Genomic DNA, 18,247 nt, shown 5'->3' on the forward strand with positions numbered 1-18,247 from the left:
ATTCTTTTCATTAAGAATGCGGTTTTTGTATTTATATAATATAAAGCACATTTATTGACTAGAAAGTCATTAATACTTATCATTTAATAATGTTAAATATTAATTTACATAATATAATAGAAGTAATAAAGAAATTACAAAATATATAGCTTAAATAAGGAAGGGTATGAATTATTCAGTGGTAATTTCATGGGAAAAGGAGATTATGTATGAAATCATTTCGTAAGTTATTACAGTATTTAAAACCATACATGTTCTTCGCTATTATTGGGCCGCTATTTATGGTACTTGAGGTTGCGATGGACTTAATTCAACCGACTATTATGCAACATATCATTGATGTTGGGATTGCAAATCGGGATTTAAATTATGTAATAAAAATGGGGCTTCTTATGATAGGAGCAGCAGCACTCGGTTTAGTTGGAGGGCTTGGGTGTATGATGTATTCTACAAAAGCAGCTGTTAATTTCGCTACAGACATACGAAAAGATGTGTTTGCGAAAATAGAAACATTTTCTAGTATTAATCGGGACTCATTTGGAACAGGTAAATTATTAACGATCGTGACAAATGATATCACTTCCATTCAATCGGCAATGACGATGACATTACGTGTTCTCGTTCGTGGTCCACTGTTATTTATCGGAAGTATAATTATTGTTTTTGTAACAGCGCGAGAGTTATTTCCAATATTACTTGTAGTTGTTCCGATTTTATTACTTGCGATTATTTTAATTGCAAGTAAAGCAAGTGGTACATTTAAAAAGGTGCAAGAGGCATTAGACAAAGTGAATACAAAGCTACAAGAAAATTTATCTGGTGTGCGTGTTATAAAAGCGTATGTAAGACAAAAATACGAAATCGCTCAATTTGGAAATGTAAATACAAATTTAACGAAGATAAATATTCGAGCTGTGCAACTTATTTCTTTAATGATGCCAATCATTATGCTAGTTGTAAGTGGCGGGATTGTCGCAACATTATGGATTGGTGGAGAAAAAGTATTCGATGGAACGCTTCAAGTAGGAGCGATTTTGGCATTTATTAATTACTTGAATATCATTTTAATGTCACTTATGTCGATTAGCATGGTATTTATTCAAATTGCGCGAGCTTTTCCATCTGCGGATCGTGTACAGCAAGTGTTAAATACCGAGGTTGATATTATAAGCGAAGCGAATGCGATCGAACCTGAGAAAATTGAAGGAAATATCGAATTTAAAAATGTTAGTTATAGCTATACGAAAAATAATGAATACGTTTTAAAAGATATTTCGTTTAGCATACAAAAAGGTGAAAAAGTAGGGATTATTGGATCAACTGGAAGTGGTAAATCTACCTTAGCGAAACTGTTACCACGTCTATATGATGTGGATCATGGTGAAATATGTATAGATGGAATAGATGTTAAAAAATATGATTTGCAAAAACTCCGTGCTTCAATAGGGTTTGTACCTCAGAAGGCGTTGTTGTTCTCAGGCAGTATAGAAGAAAATTTACGTTATGGTAAAGAAGATGCAACACATGACGAGCTGGAAGTAGCAGCTGCATCAGCTTGTGCGACTGAGTTTATCAATAAGCTCGAAGAATCTTATCAATATAATTTAACACAAGGCGCGACAAATCTATCAGGTGGACAAAAACAACGTGTATCAATTGCAAGGGCACTTGTGAGAAAGCCACCGATTCTCATATTAGATGATTCTACATCAGCAGTTGATGCAAAATCAGAGGCTACTATTCAAATAGCTTTAAAAACAAAATATAAAGGCACAACAACTTTATTAATTGCGTCTAAAATTTCTTCCATAATGGATGCGGATAAAATACTTGTATTAGATAATGGTGAATTAGTTGGCAATGGTACACATGAACAATTGTTAGAACAAAGTGAGGTTTATCAGGAAATTTATCTTTCCCAAGGTGGTAATTTAGATAAAGAAGGTGGGGAAGAACATGCGTAATTTTCAAGGGCAATTTGCTAATAAAGGTGGACGAAACACCCCAAAGATGGGAAAAGCTAAAAATGCTCAAGGAACTGTAATGCGGGTATGGAACTATATGGGCTATCAAAAAGCTGCTCTTATGTTTGTTATATTTCTAGTCGTTGTTACTACATTACTTGGATTATTAGGTCCCTATTTTATGGGAGTCATTATAGATCAATATATTGTACCGAAAGATTTAAGTGGTACAGCAAGAATGTGTATGTTACTTATCGCGATTTATGGTGTAACTGTACTTTTAACATGGTTACAAACGTTTGTCATGATTAACGTTGCATTAAAAACAATTCAAAAAATACGACAAGATATTTTTGAGAAAATCCAAACGCTTTCTTTACGGTTCTTTGATGTGCGTTCTCAAGGTGATTTAATGAGCCGTGTGACAAATGATATAGATAATTTGAATCAAGCCTTGACACAAAGCGTTGTACAAATTATTTCATCAGCATTAACTTTTATAGGTGTAACGATTGCAATGTTCGCCTTAAATTGGATTTTAGCAATTGTAACTTTAATTACAGTACCTATTATGTTTTACGTTACAAAAAAACTAGTTGCATATAGTGGTAAAAACTTTGCGAAGCGTCAAAAAGATTTAGGTGAATTAAATGGATTTATTGAGGAAGCAATTACAGGTGCGGATGTTACAACGTTGTACGGAAAAGAAAAAGAAACTGTACAAAATTTCAATAAAATTAATGAACAGCTAAGAGTTTCAGCTACGAAGGCTGATACATTTTCAGCTTTTATTTTTCCAAGTATGAACTTTATTAATAATTTAGGTATGGGCCTTGTCATTGGGACTGGATCAGTTATGGTCTTAAACGGAATGACAACAGTAGGAGTTATTGCGGCTTTTATTAATTATTCTCGTCAATTCTCAAGACCGCTAAGTCAATTTGCGACTTTAATGAATACAATTCAAGCGGCAGTTGCTGGTGGAGAACGTGTTTTTGAAATTATGGATGAGGTACCAGAAATTCAAAATAAAAAAGACGCATTCGTTGTACAAAATTTACAAGGGCATGTTGCACTTGAGAATGTTTCATTTGGCTACGCAGAAAATAAAACGATTTTAAAAGAAGTGAGTCTTAAAGCGCAGCCAGGAGAGACAATTGCTTTAGTTGGTCCGACTGGATCAGGGAAAACAACAATCATTAATTTGTTAACTCGCTTTTACGATATACAGCAAGGACAAATTCATATTGATGGAAAAGATATAAAAGATTATGATATTAATTCTTTACGAAGTAAAATAGGAGTAGTTTTACAGGATACGTATTTATTTGCTGGTTCGATTATGGATAATATCCGTTATGGACGCTTAGATGCTACTGATGAAGAAGTTATCACTGCAGCTAAGGCAGCATCTGCACATTCTTTTATTAAGCATTTGCCAAATCAATATGAAACAGAAATTACTTCAGAAGGATCGAATTTAAGTCAAGGACAAAAACAACTTCTAGCGATTGCACGAGCAATTTTAGCAGATGCAGATATATTAATTCTCGATGAAGCGACATCAAATATTGATACAAGAACAGAATTACAAATACAAGCAGGACTAAATAATTTAATGAGGGGTCGCACAAGTTTTGTGATCGCTCATCGACTTAAAACAATTGAAAAAGCAGATCAAATTCTTGTTATAAAAGATGGAAATATTTTAGAAAGAGGGAATCATGAATCTCTCATGGAAGATAGAGGGTTTTATTTTGATTTGTATACGAGTCAGTTTAAAATATAGTAAAAGCATTGATATGTTGCGGTTTCTCTTGAGAGGAGAAACCGCATTTTTTATATTTGCAAATATTACTATCCAAATGGTCTTTCACTACATATTTTAACAGCATCCACCTGCATTCCAGGCAAAACATGTGAATAGCGATTTAATGTTATGAACATATCTTTATAACTGAAGTGTTCACTTACAGTCTTTGGATGTATACCTTGTTTCAAAAGTAGCGTAGCATGTGTATAATAACGTAAATCATAAAATCGAACTTTAAAAATCGGAGTTTAAATAAAAAGAGCGCTGTTAAAAGCGCTCTGAGACAAACCATACATTTAGAGAGGAATCAAGATAATATATGGATATTGTGTGAGGATGTTGTAGGTTTTAATTAAAAATAAAGCACACATATAAGTGTGCTTTTATGAACGCTTTAGATTTGTATGACTATATAGTCATACAATAAAATATGCTTGTTTAATATAAATGTGTGTCAAATCTATAAAAAGATATTGTGTATAAGGAACAATAAATATTAATTAGCTAAGTCTTTTGTTTTTATCCTGCTATTTGCCGGACAGTAAGACCCCCACCTTAAAATTTAGCGGAAGCAAAGAAGTTAGGTGGGGGCTGGATTGCCCATAAAAGCCCATTGGTGAGGGCTGATTAAAGTTTCACTTTATTAACGAATTTGCACAACTGTTAACGCTGCAGAACGAATATCTACTGTACCTATTACTTCAACGGGGACAATTTGAATTAAATCACCAGGGTTTAAGTTAATTAGAATGACCCCACTTGATACATCGACTTCACCAGTTCCGATAATATTAGAACGGACTGCGGATCCGGATCCTGCAATAATATTAGTCGATGAATTTAATGTCAAGAAAAAGCGAGCTGCTTCCGGGGCTAATGGGACGTTATCAAGGCTAATCGTTAATGTATAGCTAATTTGATAAATACCAGCTACCTGAATTTTAATACCAGTTCCAGTACTAATTGTATCATTAATTACAGGGACAGTAATGTTAGGATTTGGGCCTGTACTAGGTAATAGTAGTGGTGTAAATAATGTTGCAAATTGAGGTGAAGTAGCATTGAAGGCAAAACCTAGGGCAGGTAGTGAACTAGGTGCTTGTGCTTCACAATTAAAATTAGCGAATTTACGAATGGATGAGCGCATATTTTCACTCCTTTCTTGTATTTAGATTTCGTGAGTATTAACTTCACATTTTGGACAAGCATAATACAATATATGAAAATTTATAGTAGATAGTGCACAAGCATTACTATTACGGATAAAGCTATGAATAATAATAAATACTATATGGAAAAAGCAGTTAGCTAATTTAACTAACTGCTTAGTCGGTTCTCCAAGAGCAAATAGGCGAAAAATTATTGCGCTATATAAAAGATCGCTATAGATAAGTGCTCTTTTTGAGAGTGAGTATAAAATTCTATCATTCTATCATTCTATCTAGTATGTGCACTGTATTATGTAGTTGCTACTAAAATTGATGTGAATTTTTAAAATTAGAGGTTTCTTTCAATGAAACCTCTAAAAAGACAACTAAATTTACGTTATAGTAAATTCAATTGCGATAGGAGTGCCTCCATCTAGGACTGCTCCTCCTACAATAGTAGCAGCTGTAGTAGTCACACCAGTAATAGTATCACCTGTTTGAATAACACCATTAATATAAAGTGTTAAAAAGGCATAAGAAGCAGGGAATGTTGTTACAGCACCAGTGTCATCAGTGAAGTCTGTGTTAGCAAAAGTTAAATCTGCACCAGCAGCAGTTCCTGTTGCGGCCGTACTTACAAATCGTCTTCCGGCTATAAAAGGTTTAACGATAGGCATTTATATTCACCCCTTTTTGAGAATTAACTTAGACAAGTTTTTTGAAAGTTTTGTCCTGTATCGTATATTATGCTGTGCTTCTACTAAGAGATACGGCTTGTATACTAGTAAATAAGTATAATTATTATGCGTTTTATAAGTTAGGTTCTTATAAGTAATTAAGTGGTTAAGGGTGGATTTTGTATATGGTATGTTTATGTTAAAAAAGAGAGCTCTTTTAGAAAGAGCTCTTAATCAAATTATTATTTTAGTGTTGGAGGGAAACTGGCGGCCTCAGTGACAGATGGTAGAAATAATTTACGTGGTATTGTAATAAATTCAAGCGCAATTTGCTTTGGATAAAAAAGTATTTGAGTTAAATCTAGAGCATGTATTAATAGTATCATGAAGCTTGTAAGAATGATAAAACTACCCCAAAAGAAACTTTTTGAAGTGTTGCGAAAATCTTTTATTAAAGAAAAGAATGAAAAAAATGCGGTAACAATGAGAATAAAAAATTTATACTTATCAGCCATTGTGATCCTCCTAAAGAACAGTAATTTATATTATACCGTATTTTTTCTCTATAATTATAAAAAGATTTTTAAATGCCTATGTTGTAGACGTATTGTTTTCATTTTGCATACAATCATATAATAGTAAATCGAATAATATTGAAGAGATTTATTAAGCTAGCGTCACACAACAAAATTAATATTATATAGTGAGAAACATTTTAGTTTATTTCGTAGTCCCAATCCATAAATTAGAACTACGAAATAGATTACTAATAAAAACATTTTAAGATGATTATAATAATGATGTGGTGTATACAGAAAAGAGGATGAAAAAAGCATCCAGAATGAGTTAATAGCTAGTGGATAACGATTGAAACGGCACTGAAAACTAATAAAACAGCCATAATGATGTTGAATAATTGGTTATGTTTTACTAGTAATTTTTGGAATATTGAACCAAATAAACTCCAACTAAATGTACTCAGTAAACCGACTATACCTAGAAATAATGAGAGAAGTAGAAAACTTGAATATGAATTGTAGTAGGGGAGTATAAAAGTAGAGACTACTGTGAGTCCGAATAATATTCCTTTTGGATTAACAAATTGAATGAAAATACCCACTGTAAATAAGTTTTTATTATTTTTTTCATTGTGATCTGCACGGCCTTTACTAGTAATTATTTTAAAGGCTAAATATAGCATATACGCGACACCTAAAATTTTTAAAGGAATTTCAATTATAGGGATAATATTAATTAATACAATATTAAAGAAACTGCATAAAGAAGTGAGGATGAAAAAACCGAATGCTACTCCAAAGCAAAAGTTTATGCTTCTCTTTAATCCATGTTGATTTGCGTATGTCATAGCTAAGAAATTGTTGGGACCAGGTGTGAGGCTACTTATAAATACAAATAACAAAAAAGAAAATATAGGCATTTCAAAACCCCCTATTTTTTGTGTGTTATAATGACCGAAAAGAACAATATAACGTGTGCTTTTTATTATACATAACGGTCGTTATATTGTATACAGTGTAGGAGTGTTTTTTATGGAAGAAATTCAACTTATTCTGGCAAAAAATTTAAAATCAATACGTGAAAAAGAAAAATTAAGTTTAGAAAAGGTCTCTCAATTAACAGGTGTAAGTAAAACAATGATTGGACAGATAGAAAGAGGAGATTCAAGCCCGACACTAACAACAATATGGAAAATTGCTAATGGTTTGAAAGTATCATTTACCTCTTTAATTAATAATCCACAGCCTGATACGAAAGTAGTTTTACGAAATGATGTTCAAGTATTGTCTGAAGACAATGGGAGATATAAGGTGTATCCCTCATTTCCTTTCCAAGATAATAGGAATTTTGAAATCTATATGGTTGAAATTGATACAGAAGGGAAATTAAGTTCAGAAGCGCATAAAGAAGGAACAGAAGAGTTTATAACGGTATTTGAAGGGAAATTGACAATTGACATAAACGATTGTCAATATACGTTAAATAATGGAGACTCAATTCGCTTTAAGGCGGATAGACCGCATACTTATACTAATTCAGGAAGAACATTAACGCGGTTAAGTATGACTATTTATTATCCAGCTTTATAAGCTGGCAATAATATAAAGAGTAAAAGGTATTGTTAAAACCATCTATAAGAGATGGTTTTATTTTTTGAATATAAAAAAAGACACTCAATAGAGTGTCAATATAGTATTGCTCTCGCGTATAGGATTGGAGATGTTCCTCAAATACATATTGAGATGGTCTGTAAAAAAGAAACAATCTTCATCTTTAATGTAACATCGACATGGGGGAAGTGTAAATTGATAATATATATACGGAAAATTTAGTATAGATGTTTTCTACTATGGATATAGTACAATTTATTTTTATTACGTCATCACTCTCGTAATATTTACCAATGGAGTATTTAGGTTGTTTATTATAAAAAGAATGAATCATTTTTTAATCAATTCGTATAATTGTAAGAGAGGCACCTGTTGATCCACCTCCAACTAAATTCACGACAGATAATATACCAAATAATTGTAGTGAAATTGTATTACCAGCATTTAAATTAGTAATTAAATTATTACTATAATTTGAAGTTGATAAAGCGGGAGAAAAAATAGAGCCAGAAATTGGCGTAGAAGCGTTTAATAGTAGTCTAGTTCCAGCAAGTAGAGCGGTTGTCGTATTAACTTGATAGGTTAAATGATATCTTCCAGTTACAGGAATTGTAAATATGTCATTTGAAGCGTTGACTGTAAAATTACCGAGACTTTGGTTATTTGAAAGTGGAATGTTTGTTCCTCCTAATACGACTGAAACAGGGCCACCTGATGTATTATTAGCGAACATAGAGTTTGTTGTAACGATTGAACCAGTACTCCCGGTAGGCCCAGTACTCCCGGTAGGCCCAGTACTCCCGGTAGGCCCAGTACTCCCGGTAGGCCCAGTAAGCCTGTAAGGGAAAATAATGTCAAGGGCCATTGACATTATTTCTTTTTTTCTAATTTCATTATTATCTTGAATATAAATCACCTCATCTTTTTAAATAAGAATGTAATAGATTTAGTACTTTTTAAATAGAATGATTAATTTATTATATTAATTAAAGCGGTTATAGCAACGGTAAAATGTTTAATATATGTAATAATTCTTTGGGAAGAAAAAAGAGAATAGTTATAAAGTTATTCTTTAATAATAGGGTCATAATGATGTGTATGAATTAAAAAACATGTGGAATGAGGTATTAAATTGAAACGCAATGACAATTTACCATTGAATAAGGGGATGATAGGCCCAGAAAATATTGGACCTACATTTCCGATTCTTCCACCAATTTATATTCCAACCGGAGCAACAGGCCCAACTGGAGAAACGGGCCCAACCGGAGCAACAGGTCCAACTGGAGAAACGGGCCCAACCGGAGCAACAGGCCCAACCGGAATAACGGGCCCGACCGGAGCAACAGGTCCAACTGGAGAAACGGGCCCGACTGGAATAACGGGCCCAACCGGAGAAACCGGGCTAACCGGAGAAACGGGACCAATTGGAATAACGGGCCCAACCGGAGCAACGGGCCCGACCGGAGCAACAGGTCCAACTGGAGAAACGGGCCCAACCGGAGCAACAGGCCCAACCGGAATAACGGGCCCGACCGGAGCAACAGGCCCGACCGGAGCAACAGGTCCAACTGGAGAAACGGGCCCGACTGGAATAACGGGCCCAACCGGAGAAACGGGGCTAACCGGAGCAACAGGCCCGACCGGAGCAACAGGTCCAACTGGAGAAACGGGCCCGACTGGAATAACAGGACTAACCGGAGAAACGGGGCCGACTGGAATAACAGGTCCGACCGGAGCAACAGGTCCAACTGGAGTAACAGGCCCGACTGGAATAACGGGCCCAACCGGAGAAACGGGCCCGACCGGAGCAACAGGTCCAACTGGAGTAACAGGCCCGACTGGAATAACGGGCCCAACCGGAGCAACAGGTCCTACTGGGGGCATTGGTCCTATAACCACAACCAATTTGTTATATTACACTTTTGCAGATGGAGAGAAACTTATATATACAGATGCTGACGGGATACCTCAATATGGTACAACGAATATTTTGTCTCCTAGTGAAGTTTCTTATATTAATTTGTTTGTTAACGGAATACTGCAACCACAACCATTATATGAAGTGAGTGCTGGTAAATTAACTTTATTGGATACGCAACCACCATCGCAAGGATCTTCAATTATATTACAATTTATCATTATTAATTAAAAGGACAGTTCCTTAATGAAAAGGAATCTGTCCTTTTCGTTTTATATTTGAATAGTTAAAATTAAGTGAGGGTACATTCAATTTCTAGCTGTTATAAATGGTTGAATGATAGGAATTTTAACTTCAATCCTTTTCATAGTGTATTGGAATAAAATATAAAATGAATTTTTCAATATAGTATATGAGAGTTCTCTATAATACAAACGGCTTCATGTTTAAAAAAGAGAACACAATCTTAGTAAAGAAATAAGGTATATTTATATGAAAAAAATGGCACTGTTAATTGTTGAGTATATTCAAATTAATATGTGTATTTAAACCTAAGAGATAAACGTGGAAAAATAAAATAAACTCTTAAGTTTAGGTATTTAATCTAAGCAGTCAATTATTAAAAACATATAATTAATATGTGAGTCATGAACATAATTAAATAGCGTTTTCAAGTTTAATTATATTTCATGTTTCCTATTTTAAGTAAATATATAACATATTTTTTACAACTTTATGATCCTTATAATAGGAAAAACTCAAATATAAAACAAGTAAGGAGGACATAAATGACAAACAATAATTGTTTCGGTCATAACCACTGCAATAATCCGATTGTTTTCACTCCAGATTGCTGTAACAATCCACAAACAGTTCCAATTACTAGTGAGCAATTAGGTAGATTAATTACTTTACTAAACTCTTTAATAGCGGCTATTGCAGCGTTTTTTGCAAATCCAAGTGATGCAAACAGATTAGCTTTACTCAATTTGTTTACTCAACTATTGAACTTACTAAATGAATTAGCACCTTCTCCAGAAGGGAATTTCTTAAAACAATTAATTCAAAGTATTATTAATTTACTACAATCTCCTAACCCAGATCTAAGTCAATTACTTTCTTTATTACAACAATTCTACAGTGCTCTTGCACCATTCTTCTTCTCTTTAATTATTGACCCTGCAAGCTTACAACTTTTATTAAACTTATTAACTCAATTAATTGGTGCTACTCCAGGAGGCGGCCCAACAGGTCCAACAGGTCCAACAGGTCCAGGAGGCGGAGCAACAGGAGCAACAGGAGCAACTGGTGCAACAGGAGCAACTGGTGCAACAGGTCCAACAGGAGCAGGAGTAACAGGAGCAACAGGAGCAACAGGAGTAACAGGAGCAACAGGCTTAACAGGAGCAACAGGTCCAACAGGAGCAGGAGCAACAGGCCCAACAGGAGCAACAGGCTTAACAGGAGCAACAGGTTTAACAGGAGCAACAGGCCCAACAGGAGCAACAGGAGCAACAGGTCCAACAGGAGCAACAGGTCCAACAGGGGCAACAGGTTTAACTGGTGCAACAGGCTTAACAGGAGCAACTGGTGCAACTGGTGGCGGAGCTATTATTCCGTTTGCTTCAGGTACAACACCAGCAGCATTAGTAAATGCGTTAGTAGCTAATACAGGAACTCTTCTTGGATTTGGATTTAGTCAGCCTGGTATAGCATTAACGGGTGGAACAAGTATCACATTGGCATTAGGTGTAGGTGATTATGCATTTGTAGCACCGCGCGATGGTGTTATTACGTCATTGGCAGGTTTCTTTAGTGCAACAGCTGCATTAGCTCCATTATCACCTGTTCAAGTGCAAATACAAATATTAACTGCACCTGCAGCAAGCAATACGTTTACAGTACAAGGCGCACCTCTATTATTAACACCAGCATTTGCTTTAATAGCAATTGGTTCTACAGCATCAGGAATCATACCTGAAGCTATTCCAGTAGCGGCTGGGGACAAAATACTGTTATATGTTTCATTAACAGCAGCAAGTCCAATAGCTGCAGTTGCTGGATTTGTAAGTGCAGGTATTAATATCGTTTAATTTGTTACATTTAGTAGGAAATTAAACAGGGGTTTGTATATAGTCCTTCCTAATAAATTTAGGAAGGACTATATTTTTTTGGAAAATAAGTAATAAATCAATTGAACAATTACTCTTTGTTAAGTTCGTATAAAAAAGTATAATTTACCCTTTCTCATTTAAGGAATAAGTTATGTAACTTTAAAAATTTTCGATCAGAAAAAAAGATGAATTCTTTAAAAAAAGAATTCATCCATAAAATAAACTATTTATTTTTATTGCAGTTACATCCTTTTTTCTTTACATAGCCTTGCTCGGCTAAGTCTCTTTGCGATTGGGAATTGGAAGATTGAGAATTGGAAGATTGAGAGGATGCTGAAGAGCTACTATTTTTATTATAAGAGTAGTTTTTTCGATAGTTATAATTACTCATAGTACTATCACCTCCAATTTAATATATAAATATTATATGTATGTACACTATCAATTGTTACTATTTTTAATAGGAAGAGAAGATACAATAAAAAAATCTCCTTGGTATTTTCCTAGGAGATAAATGATGATTCTTTTGAAAATTCACAAATTAATAGCCCCAGTAAAGAGGAAAGTAATAAGAATCTTGGTGATGCGGATTCTGTTGTTGAGCGAGGGGCTGGGTTGGATAATTTTTCGTTTCACGGTTTTGATTGCAGTTTGCCGGAGGACCAATTACAGTAGTTGATTGAATAGGGGAAACCGCTTGTTTCCATTGTTGTTCATTGAGGCAGTAAGTATGGGCCATCATATGAGCTGGAGTTAATCTTAAAATGTCAGAACCGAAAATAACTTCTGGAGTTGGAGCGTTGAAAATAGCTAATAAATGAGTATTATCTGCTGTAGCAATTTCATAATGCCACCACGCTTGTGGAATGTTGGCAACTTGCCCGGGTTTTATCGGTAAGTTTAATATTTGATTCGTAAATGGATTAAGTAAAGAAACAACAGCAGACCCTGAAATACAATAAACTAGTTCAGCTGCATTTTGATGAATATGTGGTTCTACAACATTTCCTGTACTTAAATAAATATCTAATAAAGAAGTATTTTCTAAAGTATTTAATTGTTTAATACCAAGTACATTTATATAATTTTGGGCATCTTTCCGAAAAAAATTACTTTTATTTACATCATAAGTAAAATTGGTTGAGGGGGAGGTATAGTCGATGTTGGCAGTCAATTGTATTACCCGCCTTTCTATAGGTAAGTTAGGTTGCAAAATTAGGATATGTGTCTAGTCTTTGTTTTGTGCTGTTATCGGTAGCTTAATAAATTCACTTATTCCATAAAGAATAAGGTGTTAAGACCAAACTATATTCGTATTCCCATTCATACTTTGGATTGATGGAAAAAAGTAATGAAAATGTTAATTTAAAATTACATCAATCATTTATAAGGAGTGAATGTTCATGTCATTTAGTGAAATGATTAGAAATGAAGTACTCAGCTGGGCGGGTGTTTCTGAAAAACCGCATCGATTTGGTGGTATTGAAATAAATTATGGCAAGAAAGAACTTGGCCATCTTCATGGTGATAAATTAGTTGATTTACCATTTCCGAAGTTAAAGCGAGATGAATTAGTGAAGCAAGGCTTGGTAAAACCACATCACGTATTACCTGAATCAGGATGGATCAGTTATTATTTAAAGAGTGAAGAGGATATTCCATTTGCAATTGAGTTATTTCGTATGCAATATGACCGAATTAAAAAGTAATGAAATATAGTAGGGTAATAAAAATTTATTTTTATGTCACATCCCTCCTTAATTGTTCGTCTTGTATGTAGAACGATTAAGGAGGGATTTTATTATGAAGAAATTTGATGTAGCAATTGTTGGCGGTGGGCTTGCTGGATTAACAGCATCTATATATTTAGCGAAAGCTGGAAAGAAAGTGATTGTATTAGAAAAATCCAGTCAATTCGGTGGCCGAGGGATGACTATAAATAAAAATGGAATCTGCATGAATCTTGGTGCACATGCTTTATATAGAGGCGGGGCAGCGTTTATAACTTTTAATGAGCTCGGTTTGAATCTTCCAGGTGGAATACCATCTACAAAAGCACATGGAATATGGAAAGGGGATATATTCACCATCCCAACAGATTTTCGCTCAATTTTATCAACACCACTACTTTCTTGGTCTGCAAAAGTACAATTCTCACGTCTTATGATTCGTTTAGGAAATTTAGATGTAGGAGAAGTTCCGAAAATGAGTCTAACTACATGGGCAGAAAATGAAATAAAAGATCCAATGGTTCGCAATATATTTTATGCGCTATGCCGGACAACAACATATACGTTTGCTCCTACAATACAATTAGCATCATCTGTACTAAAGCAAATACAGCTTTCTATAAAAGAAGGAGTGCTTTATGTAGATGGTGGTTGGGAGACGATAATAACAAAATTAAGAGCTATAGCAAATGATATCGGGGTGCAGTTTTTGGCTAAAAAGCATGTTGTGGAAATTGAGCATTCCGAAGGTAAACAAAGAATACATTGTGTTGATGATGAGGTTTTTGAAGTAGGTACAGTCATCGTGACGACTCCGCCGAAAGAGGCTTGTAAAATAATAAAAGGTGCAGAAGGAACAAGTTTGCATAAATGGAGTGAACAATCGGTACCGGTTACTGTTGGTGCATTAGATATTGGCTTGAGACAATTACCCAATCCTACACATCAATTTGTATTAGGATTAGATCAACCTATATTTTTCACAAATCAATCGAGAGCAGCTAAATTAAGTGAAGACGGATCAATTGCAGTGAGTCTAATTAAGTACCATAATCCTGTGCTAGAGATGAATCATATTCATGAAGATAAAGAACAGTTGGAAAGTACGATGGAGTTGTTACACTCAAATTGGAAAAGAGAAGTTGTTGCACAGCAATATTTACCGAAAATAACAGTAGTACATGATTTTCCTCATATTGACCGTGTTGAAAAGCCGGGTCCTAATATACCTGAAATGCCAGGTGTTTATGTTGCAGGAGATTGGGCAGGGCATGATGAAATATTAGCTGATGCTGCGGTAGCAAGCGGGAAACGTGCAGCGTTACACATTTTAAAGCAATATGAAAGTGGGGCAGTTCATCATGGAAACGGAGCAGTTATATGAAGCGTATCAACCATTATTATTTTCGTTATCATACAGAATCCTTGGGAGTGTTATGGATGCTGAGGATATCGTTCAGGATGTATTTATCTCGCTAAATAATATAGAAGATCCACAATCTATAGAAAATATGAAAGCATATTTATGTAAGATGGCGACAAATCGTTCAATTGATAAATTACGATCGGCAGCGCATAAACGTAACGTGTATGTAGGGATGTGGTTACCAGAGCCACTTGTAGAAGAGAGTGATGAGCCATCAAAGTCATTTATAATGAAAGAATCCCTTTCCACCGCATATTTATTACTTTTACAACAACTATCTGAGGTAGAAAGGATTGTTTTCATATTAAGAGAGGTTTTCAGTTATGAATACGAAGAAATAGCTTCAATTGTTGATAAGAGTAGTGTGAACTGCAGGAAGATCTTTCAACGTGCACGAAAAAGCATGTTGGAGAAACCGAAGCAATCAAAATTAAGCACGGAGAAAATGGCTTCTTATGTTGAAAAGTTTGTAGCATCATTACAGTGTGGGGATACGGAAGGTATGTTGGAAGTATTAAAAACAGATGCTATACTCAAAGCTGATGGTGGCGGTAAAGTTACGACTGCGATCAATCCAATTTATTCTGCAGATCGAATTATACGTTTGTTCTTTGGGATTGCACAACGATTGACAGAAGAGTACACTGTTGATTTCAAAATGGTAAATGGTATACCAGGAGTTATAGTTACAATAAATAATAAAGTAACATATGTTCTTTCGTTTGCATTTGAGGATGAGAAGATTTCAAATATTTATATGATGGTTAATCCTGAAAAACTTATGCATTTGAATGTAAAAATATAAAAAAGCGCATTTCTTCAGAAATGCGTTTTTTATTATTTTTCTAACATTTCAAGAGGTACATCTTTTTCGCCAGCTACCTCAAATTTAATTTCCCCGTCTTCTTCATAAATACGTGTAATAATCGGTATAGTAATCATTAATTTTTTATGCTGCTTTCGTTTTCGAGCAGCATCTAAGCTAATCACGTTCATTTGTAAGCATCCTTTCTTCTGGAAATATATAAACAAAGAAAATGCGTCCGAAAAGGGCGCTTAATTGAATTTGAAATACCGATTCATTTAAATGGGGTTTATATAATTTAATAACTGCAATTTTTATATGAAATAATATGAATGGAATAATTGCACGTAGAAATTAACTTTACCAAAAAACGAAACAATATGCTATAAAAAATTATAAATCTTTGTCATATAACAGGAAAAAGGTTTTTGTTTCGCATATAATAAAAAGTAGACGGGCAGCAAGAGCTTTTTCATCATATTGCTTGGAAAGGCGATGAAAAGAATGGATACAGTAGATTCATTATTATTACAACTTGAACAATATGGAGAAGAGCATGATCGAAATAAAAAAACAAGGGAAGAAAAATTACGGAATGTTTCTCGTGAGATGGGGCAATTTTTATCAATTTTAGTAAAAGGGTGTAATGCAAAAAATATCTTAGAAATTGGAACTTCTAATGGTTATTCTACATTGTGGTTGGCTAATGCGGTAGAAGAAACAAATGGAAATGTAACAACTGTAGAGCTTTCTTCAGAACGAGTTGGAGAGGCACTTATCAATTTTGAAAAGGCAAACCTGTTACAAAGAATTGATATTCATAATCAAGAAGCAGGGGCATTTTTAGATTCCCAATTAGATCATTCATTTGATTTTATTTTCCTAGATTCAGAGCGCACGCAATACATGTGGTGGTTTGAGCATATAAAACGTATGTTACAACCAAAAGGTTTTCTTGTTGTTGATAATGCAACTTCTCATGCAAGTGAATTAGATGAGTTTATAAAAATGATTGAAGAAGATGATACGTTTGAAACAGTGTTATTAGCGTTTCAAAAGGGAGCATTTGTAGCTCGCAAAAATAAATAGAAGTGAGTGTAATAGAATTATCACATTGAAAACGGGTGAATGTCAAAAGATTGAGTGTAGCACGATTAAAAGAACGTAAATTATTTAGGAAATATATGAAGAATCCGCCTTCAGCATGTAGTTCTCTAGGTCTTAAGTCTGAGGAAAATTATGTTGATTACAGGTATACTTATAGTAAGAAACAGGGAATGACTGCATAAACAGACATTTCTAAAAAAATCGATTTCAAGCAATCAGAATGTGTATGAAATACGATATAATTGATGAAATATAGTGCATATAAATTCGCACATATAAATAAAGGAGCGATTTTGTTGACTGAACTCGAGAAAAAAGAACCTGTATCCATTGTGAAAGATAATAATGTAGAAGTAGTGGTTGATACAGTTATAAAAGATGAAGAATTAGAGGAACTAAATAAAGAAGCTGATCTTTATGTACAAAAGTTAAATAGCGAGCAAAATACAGATTTATCAAAAGTATTATCTCAGCTAGGAGATTTAGGGGATAAAGAGCAACAAGCAGCAGGACAAACGTTATCAGCTTTAAAACGCCCTGTAACAGCGATGATGAATGGGAAAAATGAAGAAATTCCAAATACATTGTTAGAATTACGAAAAGTGGTATCAGAGCTTGATCCCAATTCACTTAAAGCAAGTGGTATGAAGAAAATAATGTTTAAAGTATTCAAGAAAAATCCACTTGAAACATACGTGCATAAATATCAATCTATAGATAAACAAATCGAGGAAATTATTAGATCCCTTCTAATTGGCCGTGATAACTTACAAGAGGATACAGTTGGTCTTGAAATGTTAAAAGAACAATCGCACGATAAAATTCATGCGCTTGATAAACAAGTATACTTAGGGAAAAAGCTTGCTGGCATGCTTGAAGCTGAGAAACAAAATCCAGAGCGTCAAAGGGATATTCCGTTAATTAACGATGCATTAGAAAAGATACTTGTACGTACACGTAATATGCAGCAAGCGAAAAGTGTATTATTACAATCTATAGCTTCTGTAGACATCATTAAGAAAAATAATGAAAAATTAACAGAGGCAATACGTAATGCGATTACGATGACACAAAACGTTGTAACAGTTTCAGCTGCTATTCAGCTTGCATTAACGAATCAACGGAAAACAATTGATGCCGTAAATGCGACGAATGAAGCAATTGAATCGATGGTATTAAGTAATTCTCAAGCGTTAAAACAAAATACAGAAGAAACGACGAAATTGCTTGAAAACCCTGCTATTAGCATGGATAAATTACGTGAATCATTCCAAAATGTGTTCGCTGCAATTGAAGCATCTGAAAAATCGTCAGAACGTATTATTGAGTCAAGCAAGAAGTTCGTTATTGAACTAGACACATTTAATGATGAGATGAAGCAGAAACTCATTCAGCGTCCAAGGAAATAACGGA

General features: G+C 34.4%; 17 protein-coding genes. 10 read left to right on the forward strand and 7 right to left on the reverse strand.

All coding sequences use genetic code 11. The features are described from left to right. The first annotated feature begins 209 nt into the window (after window positions 1-209). Together ACX9TM_RS12335 and ACX9TM_RS12340 are read left to right on the forward strand one after the other, a co-directional pair. A complete protein-coding gene (locus tag ACX9TM_RS12335) occupies window positions 210-1,964 on the forward strand; it encodes an ABC transporter ATP-binding protein (RefSeq protein WP_063220081.1) in 1,755 nt (584 codons plus the stop codon). Continuing rightward, entirely contained in the window at window positions 1,957-3,753 is a 1,797-nt protein-coding gene (locus tag ACX9TM_RS12340; RefSeq protein WP_063220080.1) for an ABC transporter ATP-binding protein, read from the forward strand. Before ACX9TM_RS12335 ends, ACX9TM_RS12340 begins: the two co-directional genes overlap by 8 nt. Before the next feature lie 667 nt (window positions 3,754-4,420). On the opposite strand, the gene exsF is transcribed toward ACX9TM_RS12340, so the two are convergent. From exsF to ACX9TM_RS12360, 4 genes are all read right to left on the reverse strand, one after another. Beyond that, the gene (gene exsF / locus ACX9TM_RS12345) at window positions 4,421-4,924 is read right to left on the reverse strand and encodes an exosporium protein ExsF (protein ID WP_001257871.1); all 504 of its coding nucleotides are present in this window, start codon (window positions 4,922-4,924) and stop codon (window positions 4,421-4,423) included. Window positions 4,925-5,317: 393 nt separating this feature from the next. Continuing rightward, a complete protein-coding gene (locus ACX9TM_RS12350; protein WP_001123247.1) occupies window positions 5,318-5,602 on the reverse strand; it encodes a DUF4183 domain-containing protein in 285 nt (94 codons plus the stop codon). A gap of 242 nt (window positions 5,603-5,844) precedes the next feature. After that, window positions 5,845-6,117 carry a hypothetical protein gene (locus ACX9TM_RS12355; protein WP_000774114.1) on the reverse strand — a complete coding sequence of 91 codons (273 nt, stop codon included), beginning with the start codon at window positions 6,115-6,117 and terminating at the stop codon, window positions 5,845-5,847. 338 nt (window positions 6,118-6,455) lie between these two features. Then, window positions 6,456-7,040 (reverse strand): LysE family transporter, encoded by a 585-nt coding sequence (locus ACX9TM_RS12360; protein ID WP_065382539.1) that lies wholly within the window; start codon window positions 7,038-7,040, stop codon window positions 6,456-6,458. Window positions 7,041-7,095: 55 nt separating this feature from the next. Between ACX9TM_RS12360 and ACX9TM_RS12365 the strand changes: the two genes are divergently transcribed. Continuing rightward, the gene (locus ACX9TM_RS12365; protein ID WP_113732221.1) at window positions 7,096-7,710 is read left to right on the forward strand and encodes a helix-turn-helix domain-containing protein; all 615 of its coding nucleotides are present in this window, start codon (window positions 7,096-7,098) and stop codon (window positions 7,708-7,710) included. Window positions 7,711-8,068: 358 nt separating this feature from the next. Here the strand turns inward: ACX9TM_RS12365 and ACX9TM_RS12370 are convergent, their stop codons facing one another. After that, on the reverse strand, window positions 8,069-8,647 hold the full coding sequence (locus ACX9TM_RS12370) for a BclA C-terminal domain-containing protein (RefSeq protein ID WP_069461625.1): 579 nt from the start codon (window positions 8,645-8,647) through the stop codon (window positions 8,069-8,071). Between the two features lie 216 nt (window positions 8,648-8,863). On the opposite strand from ACX9TM_RS12370, the gene ACX9TM_RS12375 reads away from it, so the two are divergent. Together ACX9TM_RS12375 and ACX9TM_RS12380 are read left to right on the forward strand one after the other, a co-directional pair. Next, entirely contained in the window at window positions 8,864-9,883 is a 1,020-nt protein-coding gene (locus tag ACX9TM_RS12375) for a DUF4183 domain-containing protein (protein WP_050279558.1), read from the forward strand. 557 nt (window positions 9,884-10,440) lie between these two features. After that, window positions 10,441-11,745 (forward strand): exosporium glycoprotein BclB-related protein, encoded by a 1,305-nt coding sequence (locus ACX9TM_RS12380; RefSeq protein ID WP_072770276.1) that lies wholly within the window; start codon window positions 10,441-10,443, stop codon window positions 11,743-11,745. 562 nt (window positions 11,746-12,307) lie between these two features. Here the strand turns inward: ACX9TM_RS12380 and ACX9TM_RS12385 are convergent. Then, the gene (locus ACX9TM_RS12385; RefSeq protein ID WP_061457194.1) at window positions 12,308-12,940 is read right to left on the reverse strand and encodes a cupin domain-containing protein; all 633 of its coding nucleotides are present in this window, start codon (window positions 12,938-12,940) and stop codon (window positions 12,308-12,310) included. Window positions 12,941-13,169: 229 nt separating this feature from the next. Here ACX9TM_RS12385 and ACX9TM_RS12390 point away from each other — a divergent pair, with 229 nt between their 5' ends. The 3 genes from ACX9TM_RS12390 to ACX9TM_RS12400 all read left to right on the forward strand — a co-directional run bounded on the left by ACX9TM_RS12390 (window position 13,170) and on the right by ACX9TM_RS12400 (window position 15,727). Then, window positions 13,170-13,475 (forward strand): luciferase domain-containing protein, encoded by a 306-nt coding sequence (locus tag ACX9TM_RS12390; RefSeq protein WP_063219921.1) that lies wholly within the window; start codon window positions 13,170-13,172, stop codon window positions 13,473-13,475. A 94-nt stretch (window positions 13,476-13,569) separates the two neighbouring features. Further along, complete coding sequence (locus ACX9TM_RS12395; RefSeq protein ID WP_063219922.1) at window positions 13,570-14,880, forward strand: phytoene desaturase family protein; 1,311 nt, start codon at window positions 13,570-13,572, stop codon at window positions 14,878-14,880. Continuing rightward, window positions 14,858-15,727 (forward strand): sigma-70 family RNA polymerase sigma factor, encoded by an 870-nt coding sequence (locus ACX9TM_RS12400; protein WP_000447162.1) that lies wholly within the window; start codon window positions 14,858-14,860, stop codon window positions 15,725-15,727. Before ACX9TM_RS12395 ends, ACX9TM_RS12400 begins: the two co-directional genes overlap by 23 nt. A 32-nt stretch (window positions 15,728-15,759) precedes the next feature. Here ACX9TM_RS12400 and ACX9TM_RS12405 read toward each other — a convergent pair whose 3' ends face one another. Beyond that, window positions 15,760-15,918, reverse strand: a complete 159-nt coding sequence (locus tag ACX9TM_RS12405) for a hypothetical protein (protein ID WP_001100984.1) — start codon at window positions 15,916-15,918, stop codon at window positions 15,760-15,762. Between the two features lie 304 nt (window positions 15,919-16,222). Here ACX9TM_RS12405 and ACX9TM_RS12410 point away from each other — a divergent pair, with 304 nt between their 5' ends. Together ACX9TM_RS12410 and ACX9TM_RS12415 are read left to right on the forward strand one after the other, a co-directional pair. Next, entirely contained in the window at window positions 16,223-16,816 is a 594-nt protein-coding gene (locus ACX9TM_RS12410) for an O-methyltransferase (RefSeq protein ID WP_002164547.1), read from the forward strand. Window positions 16,817-17,130: 314 nt separating this feature from the next. Next, window positions 17,131-18,243 carry a toxic anion resistance protein gene (locus ACX9TM_RS12415; RefSeq protein ID WP_000137407.1) on the forward strand — a complete coding sequence of 371 codons (1,113 nt, stop codon included), beginning with the start codon at window positions 17,131-17,133 and terminating at the stop codon, window positions 18,241-18,243. The last annotated feature ends 4 nt before the right edge of the window (window positions 18,244-18,247 follow it).

This window comes from Bacillus sp. LH1, assembly GCF_057924895.1.

Excerpts from the sequence above, each read along its gene's own strand:
- ACX9TM_RS12335 (WP_063220081.1), top strand. The coding sequence starts at position 210 with ATGAAATCATTTCGTAAGTTATTACAGTATTTAAAACCATACATGTTC.
- ACX9TM_RS12340 (WP_063220080.1), top strand. The coding sequence starts at position 1,957 with ATGCGTAATTTTCAAGGGCAATTTGCTAATAAAGGTGGACGAAACACC.
- exsF (WP_001257871.1), bottom strand. The coding sequence starts at position 4,924 with ATGCGCTCATCCATTCGTAAATTCGCTAATTTTAATTGTGAAGCACAA.
- ACX9TM_RS12350 (WP_001123247.1), bottom strand. The coding sequence starts at position 5,602 with ATGCCTATCGTTAAACCTTTTATAGCCGGAAGACGATTTGTAAGTACG.
- ACX9TM_RS12355 (WP_000774114.1), bottom strand. The coding sequence starts at position 6,117 with ATGGCTGATAAGTATAAATTTTTTATTCTCATTGTTACCGCATTTTTT.
- ACX9TM_RS12360 (WP_065382539.1), bottom strand. The coding sequence starts at position 7,040 with ATGCCTATATTTTCTTTTTTGTTATTTGTATTTATAAGTAGCCTCACA.
- ACX9TM_RS12380 (WP_072770276.1), top strand. The coding sequence starts at position 10,441 with ATGACAAACAATAATTGTTTCGGTCATAACCACTGCAATAATCCGATT.
- ACX9TM_RS12390 (WP_063219921.1), top strand. The coding sequence starts at position 13,170 with ATGTCATTTAGTGAAATGATTAGAAATGAAGTACTCAGCTGGGCGGGT.
- ACX9TM_RS12395 (WP_063219922.1), top strand. The coding sequence starts at position 13,570 with ATGAAGAAATTTGATGTAGCAATTGTTGGCGGTGGGCTTGCTGGATTA.
- ACX9TM_RS12400 (WP_000447162.1), top strand. The coding sequence starts at position 14,858 with ATGGAAACGGAGCAGTTATATGAAGCGTATCAACCATTATTATTTTCG.
- ACX9TM_RS12405 (WP_001100984.1), bottom strand. The coding sequence starts at position 15,918 with ATGAACGTGATTAGCTTAGATGCTGCTCGAAAACGAAAGCAGCATAAA.
- ACX9TM_RS12410 (WP_002164547.1), top strand. The coding sequence starts at position 16,223 with ATGAAAAGAATGGATACAGTAGATTCATTATTATTACAACTTGAACAA.